General features: G+C 63.1%; 18 protein-coding genes and 2 pseudogenes. 10 read left to right on the plus strand and 10 right to left on the minus strand.

The window, feature by feature from the left end; all coding sequences use genetic code 11:
• Window positions 1-50: 50 nt before the first annotated feature.
• Genes P0D89_RS36675 through P0D89_RS36690 form a run of 4 tightly spaced genes read right to left on the minus strand, consistent with a single transcriptional unit; the run spans window position 51 to window position 3,675 of the window.
• Window positions 51-1,097 carry a DUF1839 family protein gene (locus P0D89_RS36675; protein WP_408365735.1) on the minus strand — a complete coding sequence of 349 codons (1,047 nt, stop codon included), beginning with the start codon at window positions 1,095-1,097 and terminating at the stop codon, window positions 51-53.
• Window positions 1,094-2,152: an amino acid--[acyl-carrier-protein] ligase gene (locus P0D89_RS36680; protein ID WP_408365734.1), complete on the minus strand. Its 1,059-nt coding sequence runs from the start codon at window positions 2,150-2,152 to the stop codon at window positions 1,094-1,096. The genes P0D89_RS36675 and P0D89_RS36680 overlap by 4 nt, the downstream gene beginning before the upstream one ends.
• On the minus strand, window positions 2,153-3,430 hold the full coding sequence (locus P0D89_RS36685; protein WP_408365733.1) for an acyl-CoA dehydrogenase family protein: 1,278 nt from the start codon (window positions 3,428-3,430) through the stop codon (window positions 2,153-2,155).
• Window positions 3,427-3,675, minus strand: a complete 249-nt coding sequence (locus P0D89_RS36690; protein WP_408365731.1) for an acyl carrier protein — start codon at window positions 3,673-3,675, stop codon at window positions 3,427-3,429. Before P0D89_RS36690 ends, P0D89_RS36685 begins: the two co-directional genes overlap by 4 nt.
• Before the next feature lie 356 nt (window positions 3,676-4,031).
• Here P0D89_RS36690 and P0D89_RS36695 point away from each other — a divergent pair, with 356 nt between their 5' ends.
• The 5 genes and pseudogenes from P0D89_RS36695 to lepB all read left to right on the plus strand — a co-directional run bounded on the left by P0D89_RS36695 (window position 4,032) and on the right by lepB (window position 9,438).
• Complete coding sequence (locus tag P0D89_RS36695; RefSeq protein WP_408365729.1) at window positions 4,032-4,559, plus strand: GNAT family N-acetyltransferase; 528 nt, start codon at window positions 4,032-4,034, stop codon at window positions 4,557-4,559.
• Window positions 4,560-4,736: 177 nt separating this feature from the next.
• Window positions 4,737-6,275, plus strand: a pseudogene (locus P0D89_RS36700) (mannose-1-phosphate guanylyltransferase/mannose-6-phosphate isomerase); the annotation flags it as partial.
• 472 nt (window positions 6,276-6,747) lie between these two features.
• The gene (locus P0D89_RS36705; protein ID WP_408365727.1) at window positions 6,748-7,467 is read left to right on the plus strand and encodes a FadR/GntR family transcriptional regulator; all 720 of its coding nucleotides are present in this window, start codon (window positions 6,748-6,750) and stop codon (window positions 7,465-7,467) included.
• 141 nt (window positions 7,468-7,608) lie between these two features.
• Window positions 7,609-8,607 carry a Gfo/Idh/MocA family protein gene (locus P0D89_RS36710; RefSeq protein WP_408365725.1) on the plus strand — a complete coding sequence of 333 codons (999 nt, stop codon included), beginning with the start codon at window positions 7,609-7,611 and terminating at the stop codon, window positions 8,605-8,607.
• 135 nt (window positions 8,608-8,742) lie between these two features.
• Complete coding sequence (gene lepB / locus P0D89_RS36715; protein ID WP_408365723.1) at window positions 8,743-9,438, plus strand: signal peptidase I; 696 nt, start codon at window positions 8,743-8,745, stop codon at window positions 9,436-9,438.
• 42 nt (window positions 9,439-9,480) lie between these two features.
• Here lepB and P0D89_RS36720 read toward each other — a convergent pair whose 3' ends face one another.
• From P0D89_RS36720 to P0D89_RS36745, 6 genes are all read right to left on the minus strand, one after another.
• Entirely contained in the window at window positions 9,481-10,140 is a 660-nt protein-coding gene (locus P0D89_RS36720) for an amino acid ABC transporter permease (RefSeq protein ID WP_408365721.1), read from the minus strand.
• 217 nt (window positions 10,141-10,357) lie between these two features.
• A complete protein-coding gene (locus P0D89_RS36725) occupies window positions 10,358-11,152 on the minus strand; it encodes a cystine ABC transporter substrate-binding protein (protein ID WP_408365719.1) in 795 nt (264 codons plus the stop codon).
• Window positions 11,153-11,323: 171 nt separating this feature from the next.
• On the minus strand, window positions 11,324-12,346 hold the full coding sequence (locus P0D89_RS36730; protein ID WP_408365717.1) for a quinone-dependent dihydroorotate dehydrogenase: 1,023 nt from the start codon (window positions 12,344-12,346) through the stop codon (window positions 11,324-11,326).
• A gap of 150 nt (window positions 12,347-12,496) precedes the next feature.
• A complete protein-coding gene (locus P0D89_RS36735; RefSeq protein WP_408365715.1) occupies window positions 12,497-13,318 on the minus strand; it encodes an arginyltransferase in 822 nt (273 codons plus the stop codon).
• 104 nt (window positions 13,319-13,422) lie between these two features.
• Window positions 13,423-14,160 carry a leucyl/phenylalanyl-tRNA--protein transferase gene (gene aat / locus P0D89_RS36740; protein ID WP_408365713.1) on the minus strand — a complete coding sequence of 246 codons (738 nt, stop codon included), beginning with the start codon at window positions 14,158-14,160 and terminating at the stop codon, window positions 13,423-13,425.
• A 9-nt stretch (window positions 14,161-14,169) separates the two neighbouring features.
• The gene (locus P0D89_RS36745; RefSeq protein WP_408365711.1) at window positions 14,170-14,715 is read right to left on the minus strand and encodes an NUDIX hydrolase; all 546 of its coding nucleotides are present in this window, start codon (window positions 14,713-14,715) and stop codon (window positions 14,170-14,172) included.
• Window positions 14,716-15,549: 834 nt separating this feature from the next.
• Between P0D89_RS36745 and P0D89_RS36750 the strand changes: the two are divergent.
• The 5 genes and pseudogenes from P0D89_RS36750 to P0D89_RS36770 form a co-directional block, all read left to right on the plus strand.
• Window positions 15,550-16,173: pseudogene (locus tag P0D89_RS36750) on the plus strand (DUF2345 domain-containing protein); the annotation flags it as partial.
• A complete protein-coding gene (locus P0D89_RS36755) occupies window positions 16,170-16,526 on the plus strand; it encodes a hypothetical protein (RefSeq protein WP_408365709.1) in 357 nt (118 codons plus the stop codon). The pseudogene P0D89_RS36750 and the gene P0D89_RS36755, both read left to right, overlap by 4 nt.
• Window positions 16,459-17,508: a lysozyme family protein gene (locus P0D89_RS36760; protein WP_408365707.1), complete on the plus strand. Its 1,050-nt coding sequence runs from the start codon at window positions 16,459-16,461 to the stop codon at window positions 17,506-17,508. Before P0D89_RS36755 ends, P0D89_RS36760 begins: the two co-directional genes overlap by 68 nt.
• A gap of 55 nt (window positions 17,509-17,563) precedes the next feature.
• On the plus strand, window positions 17,564-18,061 hold the full coding sequence (locus tag P0D89_RS36765) for a hypothetical protein (RefSeq protein WP_408365705.1): 498 nt from the start codon (window positions 17,564-17,566) through the stop codon (window positions 18,059-18,061).
• 297 nt (window positions 18,062-18,358) lie between these two features.
• A partial coding sequence (locus P0D89_RS36770) for a contractile injection system protein, VgrG/Pvc8 family (protein ID WP_408377990.1) occupies window positions 18,359-18,713 on the plus strand: 355 nt, incomplete at its 3' end.

Raw genomic sequence — 18,713 nt, forward strand, 5'->3', positions numbered from 1 at the left:
AGTGCATCCACGGCGCACTCCCGGATAGTCGATGCTGCGCGAGACGAGCGTCACCGCACCAGCGCGGCGAGCGGCGGCAGCGTCTTTTCATAAGCACTTTCCAGCACGTCGAAGCAATCTTCACAAGTGTCGCGCCGGCCGCGCGCGATGGCCCGCACGAGCCGGAACTGCATCACCATCGACTCCGCCGCGATGCGCTTCGCCGAATCGGGAATCGACTGCGGAATCTCGAAGCCCTGGGTGGACAGCCACAGCAGATACTTCGACAGAAATTCGAAGTTCGCGCCGAGCTGACGCATCAGGTTGAACGAATACGGATGGAAGAACGCTTCGCCGCGTTCGAGCAGCATATCGAGATGCGCGGGAAACGCGGCGCGCCATTGCGAAACCGGATTGTTCAGTGGGCGGCGCAGCAAATGTGCGCCCAGTAGTTCCGCCGACGCATCCGCGAGCGCGCTGCCCTCGAGCGCGGGACGCGTCTGCTTGGCGAATTCCACATATGGGAACAGCAGATCGGGTTGCTGCGTGAACTGCGGCAGCTTGCGGAACACGCCGTCGTAGTCCTCGCCGTCGAGCCGGTGATAGCCGGTGTTGTGAAAATAACCGAGGCGGCGCGCGTCGGGATCGATGAAGTCGATGCCTACCGTGGTTTTCGGATGCTCGCGGCGATACGACGTGGCGCGCGTATTCGGCAGGTAATAGCCGTCCACTTCAACCAGCACGGTGTGGCCGCGCAAAGTCTGCGCAAGCACGCGGGCTTCGAGCGAATCATAGATAGCCAGTTCCTGCACGTGCGTGCCGTAAAGCCGTTCGAGGTCTTCGAGCGGAAACTTGAAGAACGTGAACTGGTCGCCCTCGAAATCCTGCGTGACGGTGAAGGCGAGCGCAGCGCGCGGATCGAGCCCGAAGCCGTGCAGCAGTTCGATCCACAGATCGACGTAGCAGTTGGTCTCCTGCCACACGCGCTCGCCCTGATGCAACGCGTGCGGCACGTGCTCGCGCAAACGCGCGCCAGCGGCGCTTTGAGCGGATAGGCCGGCGTGCAGCGGCAAGGCGGAAAGGGTGCCGGTGAGCGCCGTCGTTGGAGAGGGATTCATGCGCCGGCTCCCGTGCGTTGCGCCGCTTGCATGTCCTGCATCCCCTGTGCGACGCGCGCTTCGGTGTCGCCCCACAGCAGCGCGCGCACGTCGTCCGGCCAGCGGTTCACGTCGAGCCCGTGATGACGGAACAGCGCGAGCGTGATGCGCTCCATGCCGAAGCCGACACACCCCGTATGCGCGACCGAGCCGTCTGCGCAGGCGATCTTCCAGATCGCGCCGAAGTGCTCCATGTGATAGTTGAACGACAGGCATGCGGTCTTGCCGCGCGGGTCCGCGACCGGAATCAGCAGCTCGAACTTCAGCGCCTGGGCACGCTGGCTATCGGCGACGATCTTGCCGCCGCGCCCAAAGAACGGATCGTTGGCGAGGTCCACGTCGACCGGCAATTGCAGCAGCGTCACCAGCAGCGAGCCGCGTTCGATCCACATCTGCCGGAACGCCATCACCTGTTCGGGGTTGCCGAGGCGCACGTATTCGCGCTGCCGGAACATCTGCATGCGGCCCGGATCGAGCGACGGCTCGTGACGGAAGCAGTACGACAGCACGTCGATCGTGCGGCCGTCGGCGGGCAGCGCGCCGCGCCGCGCGATCACCGGATAGATCGGATAGCAGGCGGCAGGCGTCAGCACCACGCGCGTGGGCTTCTGCTGCGCCATCCATGCGTCGCTGCGCTCGTCGTCGCTCTCGCTCATCGCATCGTCGAGGGCGCGCAACAGGCGCTGGTGGCCCATGTCGTTGCCGCAGAACGAGTGGATCGTACCTGCCAGATTCGGAAAGCTCTTCAGATATTCGCTGTCCTCGAAGTCGGTGCGGCGCATGGCCGGCGGGAAGCGCAGCAGTTCCGGCTGCTGGTCCGCGCCCAGATGGGTGATCGCCACGTTCAGGCGGTCCACCACGTCTTCGAAGATCTGGCTGCGCCCATACAGGCCGTTTTCGCCGGTATCGATCAGCAGGCCGGCGGCAAGCAGTTCGTCGCGAAAGCCCGGCGCTGTTGAGGCTTCGGCCGTCGCATTAGCCGCGGCTGCCGCGGCGGTATCGGTCATTGTGTTCATTCAGGCTTTTCCCGGGGTGGCAGGGCGCTGCGCGAGCAGCAGGCTCGCGGTGTTCTGCGCGATGCGGTCGTTGTTGATCATCAGCGGTGCGGAGTGCAGGTCGCGCAAATGGCGGCCGACGCTGTACGGTGTGCCGTTCTTGTAGCCCGCCATGCCGCAGATCATCAGGACTTCCTGAACCACCTGCAGCGCGGTGTTCGAGATGCTGGTCTTCAGCGTGTTCATGTCGGATGCGAAGCCGAGCTGCACCGCTAGCGGCGCATCGGCTTGCGCGCCGCCGTGGCGAGCCTGGTGCGCGATGCGCGCCGCTTCCAGCGCGACCGACAGGCGTGCCTGCATCATCTGCAGCAGGCCGACCGCTTCGGCAAGGCGCAAGCCAGCGGGCGGCACCGAGCCGGGCTTCGCGCGGGCCTGGGCGCGGAAGAACGCCTTCGCGCGATTCACCGCGTCGCATGCGATGCCGGTCCACACCGAAGCCCATAGCGTGTGCGAAACCGGCAGCATGGTCTGGTCGGCGATCTCGGCGAACGGCGTCGCGAGTATCTGCTCGGCGAGTCCCGTCGCGACGAGCCGGAAGCCCTCGCTGCAGGTGCCGCGCATGCCCATTGCGTCCCAGCCGCCGCGCTTTTCCAGTTGGGTGTCCTCGCGCAATGCGACGATCAGCACCTGGTCGGCGGCGGCCGACTCAGCGGTGCGGCGCGCGGTGACCAGAATGCCGTCCGCGTGCGCGCCGTACGAAATCGTCGGTGCGAGCTTCTCGATCCGGAAGCGCGCGCCGTCGAGCTCGACCGAGCATGCACTGGTGCGCATGTTGCCGCCGATGGTCTCCTCCGACGTTGCCGAAGCCAGCAGCCATTGATGCTCGACCAGTTGCGCGAGCAGATGCCGGTGCCAGGCTGATCCGCTGCCATGCGCTTCGATACACGCGACCTGGATCTGGTGCATCGCATACACCATCGCGGTCGACGCGCAACCTTGCGCGAGGGTCTCGCAGATCGCGCCGACTTCCGCGAGCGACAACCCCGCGCCGCCAAATGCCACTGGCACCATTGCCGACAGCAGACGCTCGCGCTTGAGCGCATCGAATGCCTCGCTGGGAAAGCGCGCATCGCGGTCCACCGCATCGGCGAATTGCGCGGCTACCGCAGTGCAGCGATGCGCCGCCGCGCGCCAGCAGGGTTCGGCCTCGAGCGCCGTCAGCTGTACGGCCGCATCGGCGCCGTCATGCGCTGGCGCTTCGTCGCGCGAGACCGCTGTGTCCAGTAGCGGCGCGTTCATGCTGCTCTCGCCTGTTGCAATTCGACGATCGCGGCGGCCATCGAATCGATGCTGGAGAAGAGCCGCCGCGTCAACAGACGGTCGGGGATTTCTATGTTGAACTCATCTTCGATGGCCAGCATCAGATGCACGGTTGCGAGCGACGACAGGCCCGCGGCGTAGAGATCGGCGTCGTCCGCGAGGCTATCCGGGGCAACGTCCAGACGGGCGGATTCGGAAAGGATGCGTCGCAATTCGTTTTTCATTTCGTGGTGCCCCTTTGTTGTCCAACTGTCTTCGGGAGGTATTGACGAAAAGCCGCTACAGGTGCGGTTTTTTTGTCGGGATCGGCCCGGTCCACATGGGTGACGCTCTCAATGCGTGTGACTTCCTCACGCTTGCGGCATCCGTCTGCTACAGGCAGAAGTTCGCTTCGACCCGGTGCACCGGTAGGGCGTATTTAAGGATTGTGAAAGCCGGGCGTCGGTGCGATGGCGCACGGAAGCTACCTTTTCACGCACGTACCGTGTAGCCATGACAACGAGCCGGCGTGTTGAGCCATGCCGTCGAGGGCGGCATGCGATGCCAGCCCCGTTGAACTCATTGACCGCTGGGGAACCGGATGAACTGGAAAACGCTGGAATTCGATCAGCTCTCGGCACGCGAGCTCTATGTGATCTTGCGGGCGCGCAGCGCGGTGTTCGTGGTCGAACAGTCACACGTGTGTCTCGACGCGGATGGCCGCGATGAAAATGCGCTGCATGTGTTTGCGGTGGAGGACATGGCGCGGCCGATGCCGATTCTCGCTTATGCGCGCGTGCAACCCGGCGATGCGGAAGATCCGGAAATCACCATCGACAAGGTGCTGACGAGTCCGCTGCGGCGCGGCGACGGCACCGCCGAGCTGCTGGTCGAACGGGTGCTGGAAGCGATCGGGCAACGTTGGCAGGGGCACGCCGTGCGCGTGAGCGCGCCGCTCGGCTTGCGCGGCTTCTATGAGCAGTTCGGCTTTCGCAAGACTGAAGGGCCGTTTCTCGAACACGGTGTGCCGTTCATTGGCCTCACGCGCCAGGTTCGCGCGAGCCAGCCGCGCTTCGGCTCGCGGCATCGTGTGCGCGCGACCGTGGTCGACACGTTCGAGTTGCTGTAGCGGTGCGCGTGAGCATTCCTCACGAACCGTGGGCCGTGTAACGCCGCGGCTGATGGGCGGGAGGATATGGACGAGGGAGGCGAGCGGGACCGCAGGCATAGCATCACCCATATCAAACACAAAACGACCAATGGGGATGGCCAACGAGACCACACCGAACAGTCACGGGAAGCTCTGATGAATCGCATCGTAGAACCAGGCAATTCGCTCGGCTTGAGCTTGGGCGCGGGTGTCACGCAGACGTTTGCGCGTTTGTCCGTGCAGCCGGCGATTCTCGCGGGTGGAGCGGGCACGCGGCTCTGGCCGTTATCGCGTGAGCGTAGTCCGATGCAGCTGATCGGCCTGATGAACGACGAATCGCTGCTCGAAGCGACGCTGGGCCGCCTCGAAGACGCGTTCGTCGTGGCGGCGCACAGCATGCCGCCGACTGATCCGCTCGCGACAGCCGCGCCGCTGGTGGTCTGCTGCGAAGAGCTGCGGCTGCAAACGCGCGAGCACCTCGAACAGAGCGGACGCCAGGCGCGCATGGTGCTCGAACCGCAGCCGCGCAACACCGCCCCCGCACTCACCGTGGCCGCGCTCGCCGCGCGCGCGGCGGCCGCCCCCGGCGACGATCCGATCATCGTTGCGGTGCCGGCCGATCATCTGATCGCCGATCATGCGGCCTTCGGCGTCGCGCTGGCCGAGGCGCTCACGCATGCGGCGCGTGGCGCGATCGTCAGCTTCGGCGTGCCGCCGCGGCGCGCGGCAACCGCGTATGGCTATATCCGCACGGGCATGGCGCTCGGCACGCAGGGCGCACGCGCGATCGTACGCTTCGTCGAGAAGCCCGATGCCGAACTCGCAGAACGTTATATCGCTTCCGGCGAGTACTGGTGGAACAGCGGCATGTTCGTGGTGCGCGCGTCGGTGTGGCTGTCGGCGATCGGGCTGTGCCGTCCCGTGATCGCGGCGGCGTGCGCGGACGCATTCAGGCATGCCACGGAGGACAGCGACGGCGCGCTGCATCTCGCGCGCGATGCGTTCGCCGCGTGTCCGTCCGATTCGATCGACCACGCGGTGATGGAGCGCATGGCGACCGACGCACGTCTGGTCGGCGTGACGGTGCCGCTGACCGCGGGCTGATCGGACGTGGGTGCGTGGGACTCGGAGTGGGACGCGTCCATCAAGGATGGCGCCCGCAACGTCGCGCGTGGCCGCGTGGTGTTCGACGGCGCAACTGATAGCTTCGCGCATTCGGAGGGGCGGCGCGTCGCATGTGTCGGCGTGGTGGTGGTCGAGACCGCCGACTCGGTGCCGGTCGCCGCGAAGGATCGCGTGCAGGACGTCAAGGCGATCGTGGGCCGGCTGAGGGCGGAGCGCGGCGCCTAAGTGCACGAGCATTGCAAGGTCGGGCAACCGCGGGGCTTTTACGATTCGCTCGAACGCGGCGAGTGTTTCCAGGTGAAGCGCCTCGTCGTGAAGCCCGGCGAGCGTCTATCGTTGCCGATGCATCATCATCGCTCCGAACACTGGAACGTGATGCGCGGCACGGCGCTCGTCACGCGTGGTGAGGAGCGCTTCCTGCTCGCGGAGAATCAGTCGACCTTGATTCCACTCGGCGTCACGCACCGGTTCGAGAACGCCGGCAAGACACCGCTCGAAGTGATCGAGGTGCAGCCGGGCGGCTATCTCGGCGAAGACGACATCGTGCGCTTCGACGATCAATACGGCCGCGATCAGGCCGGCGGTGAAGCCGGCAACGCCGCTCTGCGCCAAGCGGCGCTCAGAGGGCGGGCCCGGGGGCTCGTCGGCGGCAGGTCGCGATGCTCCGGGATATGCAGCGATATACAGCGCAGGCGCGCCATCACTCCGGGATGTCTTCTATCGCCTGGCGTATTCCGCCAGTGTGCAACCGAAAGCGCCTCCAAATCAGACAATTTCATTGCGCTACGTGCGTATTCGCACTATGCAGAATCGGCAACGCAGGCACGCTTGAGACGCAAGCATAAGGCCCTTTAAAACGTCGAGCGTTACACAGAAGAAACAAATCTTCAGAGGGATAACCCTGTCAGGAAGTGTCCCAACTGGCGCAACTGTTTTGAAGCTAGCAACGTATCGTGAATGCATAGTCGCGCAAAAAAAACGACACGCAAGGGCCGCTCGATCAACAGGCAACGCGGGGAAAACACCGCTTCGGGGAGAGGTCATGGAAAACACAAACAAAGAGCGATCGCTGGTGAGCAAAGTAATGGATGGGCTCGTCACCGGCATCGTCGAGGAGAAGTACGGCGCGATACTGCCACCGCAGGACGTGCTGTCCAAAGAGTTCAACGTCAGCCGCACCGTGATGCGCGAGGCGCTGTCGATGCTGCTCGCGCGCGATATGCTGGACGTGCGGCCGAAGATCGGCACGCGTATCCGGCCGATGAGCGACTGGCGCATGATCGACGAGGACGTCGTGAACTGGCGTTTTCGCGCGAAGCCCGATCCCCTGTTCCTGCGCGACGTGATCGAATTCCGCATGCTGATCGAGCCGCGCGCGTCCGCGCAGGCGGCCGCGCGCGGCAGTGCCGCCGACATCGCCGCGATCCGCGAGGCGTTCGACGCGTTTCGCGTGATCCGTCCGGTCGAGCCGGGCTATCAGGAAGCCGACGAGTTGTTCCACACCCGCATCGTGGTGGCGAGCGGCAATCAGTTCTTCAAACAGATGGCGGCGATCGTTCGCGGTGCGCTGTCGACCGTCAACCCCCTCGTCACCGACAAGAACGGCTTGTGGGAGACGGCGGTGAGTTCTCATCAACGCGTGCTCGAAGCGATCGAACGGCGCGACCCGAAAGAAGCGGAAATCGCAGCGCTGGCGATGATCAACTACTCGGCCGAAGAAGTCGGCGGCAAATTTTCAGCGGAACCGCCCACGCGCGTCTGAACGCAGCCGCGCAGGCGGCCTGCCAATAATCGTTTCTCGTGCGAGAGAGCGCCTGAAGAAAGACGCAAGCCCCGGTTCGCGTCTACGTTCGGCATGCGCGACAATAGCGCCTCGTCTGAACCGCATGGATTCGAAGAAACGATGACAATCGCAACGCAGGAAACACCCCCGGGCGACGTGATTCGCTGGGGGATCGTCGGCGCGGGCCGGATCGCCCGTCGCTTTGCCCAGGGCCTCGCCCATGTGCCGCAAGCGCGGCTCGCCGCGCTGTGGTCGCGCCGCGCGGAACCGGCGCAGGCCTTTGCCGAAGAATTCGGCGGCGAGGCGTGCGCCAGTTTCGACACACTGCTCAAGAGCGGAATCGACGCGCTCTACATCGCCACCGTCCAGGACAGTCATGCCGACTATGCGATCGCCGCGCTGCAAGCCGGCTTGCACGTGTTGTGCGAAAAGCCGGCCACGATCAACCGGCCGCAACTCGAGCGCGTGCTCGACGCCGCGCGTGCCGCGCAACGGCTCTTCATGGAAGCGATGAAGCCGCCGTTCTATCCGCTCTACAAAAAATTGCGCGAGCATCTCGCGGCCGACCCGATCGGCGACGTGGGTCTCGTGCGCGCGGGTTGTTCGGTGCCTGGCGTGCCGGACGATCACCCGTCGCTATCGTTCGAACATGCGGGCGGCGCGCTGCTCGATATCGGCATCTACGAGATGTTCCTCGCGGTGGACTGGCTCGGCGCGCCTCGCGAAGTGCAGACGCTGGGACGGCTCGGGGCGACCGGCGTCGATACGTTCGCGAGTCTGAACAGCCAGCACGAGCGCGGCATTGCGCAGCTTTTTTGCGGGCTCGATCTGCATGGCAAAGGCGATGCATTGCTGATGGCCAAAGGCGGCCATGTGACGATCCACGAACCGTGGTGGAATCCATCGCGCGCCACGATCCGTTACGCCGATGGGCGCATGGTCGAACTCGACGAGCCGTTCGCGGGCGGCGGCCTGAACTACGAGACCGCGCACTTCTGCGAACTGATTCGCGCGGGACGGTTGGAGAGCCCGCTGATGCCGCACAGCAAGTCCTTGCAGATGATCGCGATGGCCGATGCGGCGCGCGCGGCGTTGGGGCTTAAGTTCACGGGCGAGTGAGAAACGGCGGCACCTGCGGAGCGGCGAGGCGCGGTGGTACGATTTGCGCGGGCCCGCGAATGCGAACGTGAGTGTGGACGTGAAAACGCAGCGCCCGCCCGCCGCTTCTGAACTTTTCCACCGGAGCCGCCCGTCATGCGCATGCTCAAAAAACTGTGGCGCGACAATAAGAGCCTCGTCGCGTTTCTTTTCCTGATGGTGCTGTTTCGCAGTGCCGTGGCCGACTGGAACGTCGTGCCGAGCGGATCGATGCTGCCGACGATCCGCGAAGGCGACCGCATCTTCGTCGACAAGATGGCCTACGATCTGCGCATCCCGCTCACGCATATCGCGATCGCGCATCTGCATGATCCGAGGCGCGGCGACATCGTGACGATCGATTCGTCGGCCGCGCACGAGCTGATCGTGAAGCGCCTGATTGGCTTGCCCGGCGACAGCGTGGCGATGCGCGACAACGTGCTGTATGTGAACGGTGTGCGCGCCGCTTACCAGCCGCAGCAACGCGCGCCGCTGCCGGGCGACGCGGTGTCTCGCGGCGACTATCTGACCGAGCGCTTCGACGGCGTCGTGCATTCGGTGCGGCTCGCGCCGGACGCGCCCAGCCCGCGTGATTCGTTCGGGCCGGTCGTCGTGCCTCAAGGCGAGTATCTGATGCTCGGCGACAATCGCGACGACAGCGCCGATTCACGCTACTTCGGCTTCTTTCCACGCAAGGAGTTGATGGGCCGCACGCGGCGCGTCGCGTACTCGCTCGATCCGGAACACCATGACGAGCCGCGTTTCGAGCGCTTCGGCGCGCCGCTGGATGCGGCATTGCTCGCCGGCCGTTAGGCACCGCGAGCTGCTAGGGGCGCTCGGGGGGCCCTGTCGTACTCAATGACGCGACGGCAGCGCGAGGCGCCGTTCGTACCAGCGCTGCGCCCATTCGAGCACCTGGCACAGCACCCAGTACACCGCAGCCGCGGCCAGATAGAGCGGCAGCGGCTGATAGGTCGACGCAATGATTTCCTGCGCGCTGCGCAGCAGCTCGGTCACCGTGATCACCGACACCAGCGAGGTGTCCTTGATCAGGCTGATCAGGCTGTTCGACAGGCTCGGCACGGCGATGCGCAACGCCTGCGGCGCGACCACGTAGCGCAGCGTCTGGCGGCGCGAGAGACCGAGGCTATAGGCGGCCAGCCACTGGCCCGGGGGAATCCCGAGAATCGCGCCGCGCATGCTCTCCGACAGATACGCCGCGACGTTCGCCGACAACGCGATCACGCCGGCCGGCGTGGGATCGAGCGAGATGCCGAAGCTCGGCAGGCCGTAGTAGATCACGAAGATCTGCACCAGCAGCGGCGTGCCGCGCATCACGCTCACGTAAATGCGCGCGATCCAGTTCAGCGGACGACTGTGGCTGATGCTCATCAACGCGAGCACGGCACCGGCGATCAGGCCGAAGATCATCGACAGAACCGCGAACTTGACCGTCAGGACGGCACCCTGTGCGAGCACAGGAAGCGATTGGACGAGCAGGGAAGTGGTGGACATGAGCGTTGGTCTGGTTGGCGCACAAAGCGCACATCATAAACTTTGGCGGGCGGTATGGCGCGACTGCGTGCGGTGAAATGAGCGTGCGGGCGTCGGGGAGTCATCGGGCACCGGGCGCAGTGCAACCGGCGGCGCCCGACCAACTCCCACCCAACGCCGCAAAAACACGAAGGGCGGCATCGCCGACGATGCCGCCCTTCGTTTCATCCTGCGCGTCTTACTTGATCGGCTTGCTGACGTCGATGCCGAACCACTTGTCCGAAATCTTCGAGAACGTGCCGTCCGCTTCGAGCTGGGCCATCGCGTCGTCGATCGCCTTGGCGAAGTTCGGATTGCCCTTCCTGAACGGAATGCCCGACGGGTTGCCGGTGCCGACCATCGCGCCGGTGCGCAGCGGCAACTGCGAGTTCTTCAGCAGGTACGCAAGCATCAGGCGGTCGTTGAGCGCCGCGTCGAGGCGCCCGGCGGCGAGATCGCGCAGGTATTCGGGCGCGCCCGGATACGTCTTCACGTCGATGCCCGGCACCGACTTCGCCATGTCCATGTAGTTGGTGCCCAGACCGACGCCGAGCTTCTTGCCCTTCAGATCCTCGAGCGAACTGAACTGGCGCGAGTCGTCCTTGCGCTGGATCAGTTGCGCGGCCGAGTAGGTGTAGGCCGGCGAGAAGTCGAGCGCCTGCTTGCGCGCGTCGGTGATGCCGACCTGGTTGACGATCACATCGAACTTGCCCGCCTGCAGGCCGGCGATGATGCCGCTCCATTCGGTCGTCACGAACTCCGGCTTCACGCCGAGTTTGGCCGCGACGGCCTTGGCGATGTCGACGTCGTAGCCGACCAGCTCGCCCGACGGCGCCTTCGAATTGAACGGCGGGAAGGTGCCTTCCAGGCCGATGCGCAGCGTGCCGCGCTGCTTGACCTGGTCGAGCAGGTCTTCCGCGTGCGCGGCGACGGCGGTGAACGACGCGCCGATCAGACCGGCGACGAGAAGCTTTTTCAGCAGGCCAAATTTCATCGTGTTCCTTGTTGTTCGTCTGGCGTTTTAACGGACGAGAGCTTAGCAAAACAGGCTATCGAACCTAAATATCGTTTGTTTATGTCTATATTATCGGCGCCGGCAGCAGGGGAAATTGACCACGCGGGGCCACTCGCGGATGCCGGCGCAGCGCGCCAGCGGGTCCGCGGCTTATCGCAGCGCCTGCGCGCATTCTGCCACCAGCGCCGGTCCGCGGTAGATAAAACCCGTGTAGAGCTGCACCAGCGACGCCCCGGCCGCCAGCTTCGCGCGCGCATCCTCGCCCGAGAAAATGCCGCCGACGCCAATGATCGGCACCGTTTCGCCGACTTCGGCGCGTAGCTTGCGGATCACTTCGTTCGACGCGTCGAACACCGGCTTGCCCGACAGGCCGCCGGCTTCGTCGCCGTGCTGCATGCCGGCGACGGCGGTGCGCGACAGCGTGGTGTTGGTGGCGATCACGCCTTCGAATTGATGGCGCAACAGCGTCTCGGCGATCGACTTGATCTGTTCGTCGTCGAGGTCCGGCGCGATTTTCAGCGCGAGCGGCACCAGCTTGCCATGCAGGTCGGCCAGACGCTGCTGCTTGTCCTTGAGCGCCGCGAGCAGCGCGTCGAGTTCGCCGGCGCCTTGCAGCTGGCGGAGATTCTTCGTGTTCGGCGACGAGATGTTGACCGTCACGTAGCTCGCGAACGGGTACACGCGTTCGAGGCAGTACAGGTAGTCTTCGGCCGCACGCTCGATCGGCGTGTCGGCGTTCTTGCCGATGTTCAGCCCGAGAATGCCGCGATAGCGGGCCGCCTGCACGTTCTTCACGAACTGGTCGACCCCCGCGTTGTTGAAGCCCATCCGGTTGATCACCGCCTTCGCCTCCGGCAGACGGAACATGCGCGGGCGCGGATTGCCCGGCTGCGCACGCGGCGTCACGGTGCCCACTTCGATGAAGCCGAAGCCGAGCGCGGCCAGTCCGTCGATGCACGCGCCGTCCTTGTCCAGCCCCGCCGCGAGCCCGACCGGGTTGCGGAACGTCAGCCCCATCACGGTGCGCGGCGCGTCCGGCACGTGCGGCGCGAACATGCCGGCGAGGCCGGTGCGGCCGGCGGCGCCGAGCATCCGCAAGGTCAGGTGGTGAGCGTCTTCCGCGTCCATGCGAAAGAGTTGGGCGCGTACAAGCGGGTAGAGGGAACTGAACACGGGACGAAGCCGGGCGGCCGGAAAATGGGAACCCGCTATTTTACCGGCTTTGGTACGTTGGTGAGATTGATCGAAGGATTCGGAAGCGCCTGCGCCGGGCGTGGGAATGAAAACCGCGCGTCGGCGCAGGGGGCGCTCTCCGCGCTGCGCCTACGGCCTGAGTGGCCCACGGTTGCCACGAATCGGCAGGTCGACCGGCGGCAGGTCCACGCTCGCGGGATCGAGCACCTGCCACGCGCCGTCGATCAACCCTTCGAGCGGGCGGAAATTCGCCTTGTACGCCATCTTCGGACTCTCGCGAATCCAGTAGCCCAGATACACGTACGGCAGTTTCAGGCTGCGCGCCTGTTCGATCTGCCAGTAGATGTTGTAGGTGCCGAAACTGGTGTGCGCGAGCCCGGGTTCGAAGAACGTGTACACGGACGATAGCCCGTCGCCGAGGATGTCGATCATGCTGATCATGCGCAGGATGCCGGGCACGTCCGGCCGGTCCGGCAACGGTTCGCGGAATTCGACGAGGCGTGAATTGATCCGGCTCTGCAACAGGAACTGTTCGTACTGGTCGCGGCTGTCGCGGTCCATGCCGCCGCCCGCATGCCGCGCCGATTGATAGCGCATGTAGAGCGCGTAGTGCTCTTCGTCGTAGTGGAGCGGCGCGACGGTGGCAATCAGTTCGCCGTGTTTCTTCCACACGCGCCGCTGGGTGCGGTTCGGCTCGAACTGGTCGACCGGCACGCGCACCGGCACGCACGCGCGGCAGCCGTCGCAATAGGGGCGGTACGTGAACACGCCCGAGCGCCGGAAGCCCGCCTTGACGAGGTCGGTGTAGACGTCGGAGTTGATCAGGTGGCTGGGTGTGGCGACTTGCGAGCGGGCGATCCGGCCGTTCAGGTAACTGCAGGGATAGGGCGCCGTTGCATAAAATTGCAGCGCCGAAAGCGGAGAAAGAGGCAGCTCGTTGGGATGAGTCACGTTGGCAGCTCTCGAAGCGTCTCTGGTAATGCGAACCCGGCGCGCCTTGCGGCTCGTGACCCGCGGTTCGGTGGGCGGCGGATCCGGATTCGGCCTGATTCTTCCTACGCCGCTCGCGCGAGCACCTCGAGCAACGCGGTCTTGTCGAAGCGCCATGAAATAGGCGGTGCGTCGACCGACGCGCGAACATGCGCGATGAACGCCTTGCGCGCTATCTCGCGACCGCCCAGCGACGCCAGATGCGACGTGTTCTGCTGGCAGTCTATCATTTCTATTTTGTGGCGGCGCAAGTGGCCGACCAGCGCGGCCAGCGCGATTTTCGACGCGTCGGTGGCGTGCGCGAACATCGATTCGCCGAAGAACATCTTGCCGAACGACACGCCATACAAACCGCCTACGCGCTCGCCCTCGAACCAGCTTTCGATGCTATGCGCATCGCCCAGCCGATGCAGCGACGAATATGCTTCGACGACGTCCGCGGTGATCCAGGTGCCGCGCTGTCCGCGTCGCGGCGCTTGTGCGCACGCGCGCATCACGGCGGCGAAGTCATGGTCGACGCGGATTTCCCAGGCATCGTCGCGCAGCACGCGCTTGAGCGTCTTGCGCAGCGACGGCGACAGTTTGAATTCCGCGGGGCGCAGGATCATGCGTGGATCTGGACTCCACCACAGCACCGGCTGGCCATCCGAATACCACGGAAAGATGCCACGCCGATAGGCGTCGATCAGCCGTGACGGCAGCAGGTCGCCGCTCGCCGCGAGCAGGCCGGGCGCGCCGCTGGCCGCGCCGAGCGCCCGCTCGACGGGTGGGAACGGATCGTCAGTTCCGAGCCAGGGAACCATGCGCGCCGCTCAGCCTTCGCGCAGCGAGCGGAAAATGTCGCCCGTGTGCAGGCCGAAGCTGCCGGCGGCGCGGTCGGCGAAAAAGAAGCGCAGCGTCTGTCCGACGGTGGGGAAGGCGATCTCGTCCCACGGAATCTCGTGTTCCTCGAAGAGCTTGACTTCGAGACTTTCCTCGCCGGCGGCGACGTCGAGATCGAGCAGCCGTGCCATGTAGAACAGATGCACCTGATGCACGTGCGGCACGTTCAGCAGCGAGAAGAGGTTTTGCACCTCGACGCGCGCGCCGGCTTCTTCCAGCGTTTCGCGCGACGCGGCCTCGGCAGTCGTCTCACCCATTTCCATGAACCCTGCGGGCAGCGTCCAGTAGCCGTAGCGCGGCTCGATCGCGCGACGGCACAGCAGCACCTTGTCGTCCCATACCGGGACGGTGCCGACGACGTTGCGCGGATTCTGATAGTGCACCGTGCCACAACTGCCGCATACGAAGCGCTCGCGGTTGTCGCCCGGCGGAATGCTCAGACTGACGCCTTGACCGCAGACAGAACAGAATTTCATAGGATGGGGACGAGAAGGGGTCAGTGGGAGTTTATCACTGGGACGGATGGGGGAGACGGGGTGCGTAGTGGGGCTGGGATGGGCTTTGGATGAGGGCTGGCGGCTCGCATTCGGTGAGGCAGGGTCGCCCTGGCGCTTCGCACGCGTCGCGAGAGATCTGCGTTCGCGCCAAACTGACGCTGATCGATGGGGTCCTCGTCACACTGCGTTTGTGTGAACCAGACCGGCGCGGCCGGTGCGCGGAAGATCACTTCGCGAGCCAATCGGTAACGTGCAATTCAGAGGAAAACTAAATGGTTTGACAGGTTAATTGTCGCCGGTGACGCATTGCTGTGCCGAGCATGACATCAATCCGTCAACTCGCGGCCTGGTTAGCGTGGCTTGCAGGTGCGGACTGGTCAGTCGCACGTCGACGTTGGTGATCCCTTGAGGTGGCATGGGTTCATCTCGACACATGTGTCTGCTTGGCTGGAGGACGGGCAAGCGTCTCCCTCAAATTGCCTGGATTGCCTCTGCGCGTCCTTTTTTTCGAAAGGGCGGCCCGTGGTGGGGGAGCCGCGAGGCTCACCGGTTGGTTTAGCCCGGTCTCTCACCCTCGTCACTGTGCCCGCCCCCTACCTCCTTTTGTGGCGGTCGCGGGTCTTTTCCACCGACAGGAACAGGACGCGCCACGAAGAACAACGAAGTCCCGACATCTCCCACACAGGCAGAACTGGTCGAAAGCAATACCCGGCTCGCCGAACAAAACTCAATACTCAAAGCAGCGGCCGATGCGGCGCTCGAAACCGCTCACCGGCAGGTCACCCCGTTTGAAAGCATCCGCGCCATTGCGCCGTCGCGGGCGGTGGCGTGCAGCTTTCGGCGCAGGACAGCATCAACACCGTGGCCAGGAAGAACGCCGACTGGAGCGTTGCAAAGCGCTTCACGGTCGCAGCGGGCGACTTAGTGTCGATGTTCGCGCAGAAGCTTGGGATCAAGATTTTTGCGGCCAAAGGCCCCGTCGAGATTCAGGCCCAGGGTGGGCCGATGTCGTTCATCGCGGACAAAGATGTCAACCTTGCCAGCGTCAACGGAAAGGTCAACCTTGCGGCGGCAAAGGAAATCATCCTCGAATGCGGTGGTGCGTTCATCCGGATCAAGGACGGCAGCATTACGCTCGGTGGCCCATTTGACGTGTTCCTCAAGACAATTACGGTCCAGAAGAAGGTCAAGGAGTCGATGAAGATATCCGTGCCGCCGTTGCCAAAGTCTATTCAACACCTTTTTGACCGCCCCGTCTGGGTGGTGGACGATCGCGGAAACTCGATCCCTGACCGGCCCTTTCGCGTTCATTTGAAAAGCGGCCAGACCCTGGATGGCAAGACCGACCAGGACGGAGTCGCCCATCTGGCTATCAGTGACGAGGCCGATGTCCTGCGTGTCGAAATTCTGAAAAAGCTTAGCGGGAAAAACATATGATCGAACGAACGGGACTTCAGGACCAAGAGAGGTTATCGGAGCGCAGCGATGCGTTTCCGCCGTTCACCCGACAGCACGTGACACCCGACACCGGGAACGCTGACGATGATCTGTCCGGCTCATCGTTCTCGTACGAGTCTGGATACGTCTGCAAAGTTACCCTCGCCGACGAGTTGATTGAAAAGCTCAGGAAGGCCGGCGAAGAGACCGAGGTGCAACACCACGATAACGTCCCACTAACACCGAAGGCTGAACCAAAGTCGGGGAATCAGCCCGCGCCAGAGAGTGCTATTCCTGCCGTATCCCCAACAGGCGGCCAGAATCCGCCCCCAAAGAAGAAAAAACAAGAATGACAGCAACGATCATCAAATACTGATCAACGGGCTGAACAAGAAGCCGCATATCATCGAATTTAAGGGTGCCGTTCTGGATCGAAACGAACGACTCAAGATAATTGCGGCCGTGGCAATGTGCGAAAGCGGAAATGATCCATTCGGCGCGGAGAACACCGATGAAGAGTTTGTCGGACGTAAAGATGGACACAAGGGCATCGAAACTAGCTATTCGCGTATTGTCCATATCGGCCTGTCATATGGTGTGATCCAGTTCACGCAAGATGGCGGCGCGCTTGGTGGTGTGCTGCGGAGGTGTGATGAAAAGAATCACCAAAAATTTGTCGACGTATTCGGCGACAACTGGCAGGAACTACTAACGCTGACGACTGCCGGGATGCCATTGTCCGGTGTCGATTACTTGTCCGGCCTCGATCACTGGCATGCGATCGCGAAGACCAAGGAGGGAACAGATATCAAAGCGAAGGCGTCCGTGAACAAGCTGCCGGTAAGTGGTGAGATTCGAGGTAAGCGAGTTCAACCGATCGCCGTGACCGTCGGTGGTATGAAGCAGGACCTGTGGGAAGGTACGTGGAACAAGCGCTTCAAGGATGCTGCACAGGTGGCCGACTTCCAAGAGGCGCAATTGATCTATGCCGTCGAAAATTACCTAAATCCCACCTTGCCTTTTTGCAAGACTAACAACGTTCATTCTGGACTCGGTATCGCCTTCGCGGTGGCGTGTGCGGTGCGTGGAGCAAATCCACAATTGCTGCTCGAAGCGGCAAAGAAGAAGGGTTTGAAGGTGCCGTTCGAATCGGAGACTGATGAAAAAGCTGCGGTCGTTTCGATCTCGAAGAGCGAAATCAAGGACTATCAGACGACCCATAAGGGCAACGTTAAGGGTGAACTTGGCAGGCGAGGAAATCACTCGCGCAGGACGATTGAGCAAGGACTCAACCGGCTTTCTTGCCGAGGATATGTACTGGACCGACACCTTTGACAACGACCATGATAAGTAATCGAGGTAATCAATGCTGAAGTACAGAATCGCGTTCATGCTGGCCTCGCTCGCGGCGATGGATGAGGCTCATGCCGCCGGGCTGTGCAGTGCGAGCGAAACGACTGTGTTCAACTGCGAACTCAAGGAAAATCACAAAATAGTCTCCATGTGCTCGTCGAATCACCTAGCCGACGGGATGGGATTTTTGCAATACCGCTACGGTCTGCCGAACAAAGTCGAACTGACGTTCCCAAAGAGTCTTGAGAATTCGCAGGCGCAGTTCGGCTACGACGAATATTCCCGCCCCGATCTAAGTACGTTCGTGGTGGGATTCAACAACGCGAATTATCGATACGAGATATCAGAGACAACTGAAGGCGGCGAAGACGAAGGAATCACGACCCGGACGCTGCTGGTGAGTTCTGAAGCAAATAAGCGCGGCTTGAAGCTGACGTGTCTCGACAACAAGAATACCGTTTCGAACATTTCGACGCTCGAGCACGTACTGAAGTGTGACAAGAAGCACGCGATCGTCGAAGGAGCGTGCGACTGATTCATATGCTTGCATCCAAGCCGGAGAGGCGCTACACGACCAAGCCCCAATCTTGGCAACATACTTCACGCTCAGGCCTATCGACGATTTTGGATTCGTCCCAGCTGGATTTTCTTCAAGAATTGTCAGAACGTGCCTATCCCATATTAATCCCGTTGACCTGACGGGTTTTAAATGTTCAGTTATCTGGTTTGGCAGCTAACGCTGCGTCGCTGGTTCTTTCTCGGGGAGCAGGGAGTGGCAGAGTTTGATCTATTGCGTCAGGGCGTCGCGGGACGCCAGGCGTATTTTCTCGAAGTGCCCGGCACGTCAAGTGCGGCGGCGCTGTCGGTCGTGTCATTCAAGGCGACCGAAAAGATGGGCGCACCGACCGAAGTACGTATCGAGTTGACCCACCCGCTACAGCTTGCACGCGCCGACTATCTGAACCTTGACGCCTGCTTTCCCGTGGTGGCCGACGATGGCGCCGTGAAGAAGTTTTCCGGGTACATCGAACGCTTCTCGACGGTGCAGAACACGAAGGACTATGTCAGGTACGAAATCGTCCTGAAATCGCATTTCGGACGGCTCCAGGCTGTCACGAACACGGAGGTCTATCAGCACCTCACGATACCGCAGATCATCCAGAAGATTCTGCGCAGGCACGGCATCC

This window comes from Paraburkholderia sp. RL18-085-BIA-A (genome assembly GCF_046027075.1).
Classification (GTDB): domain Bacteria; phylum Pseudomonadota; class Gammaproteobacteria; order Burkholderiales; family Burkholderiaceae; genus Paraburkholderia.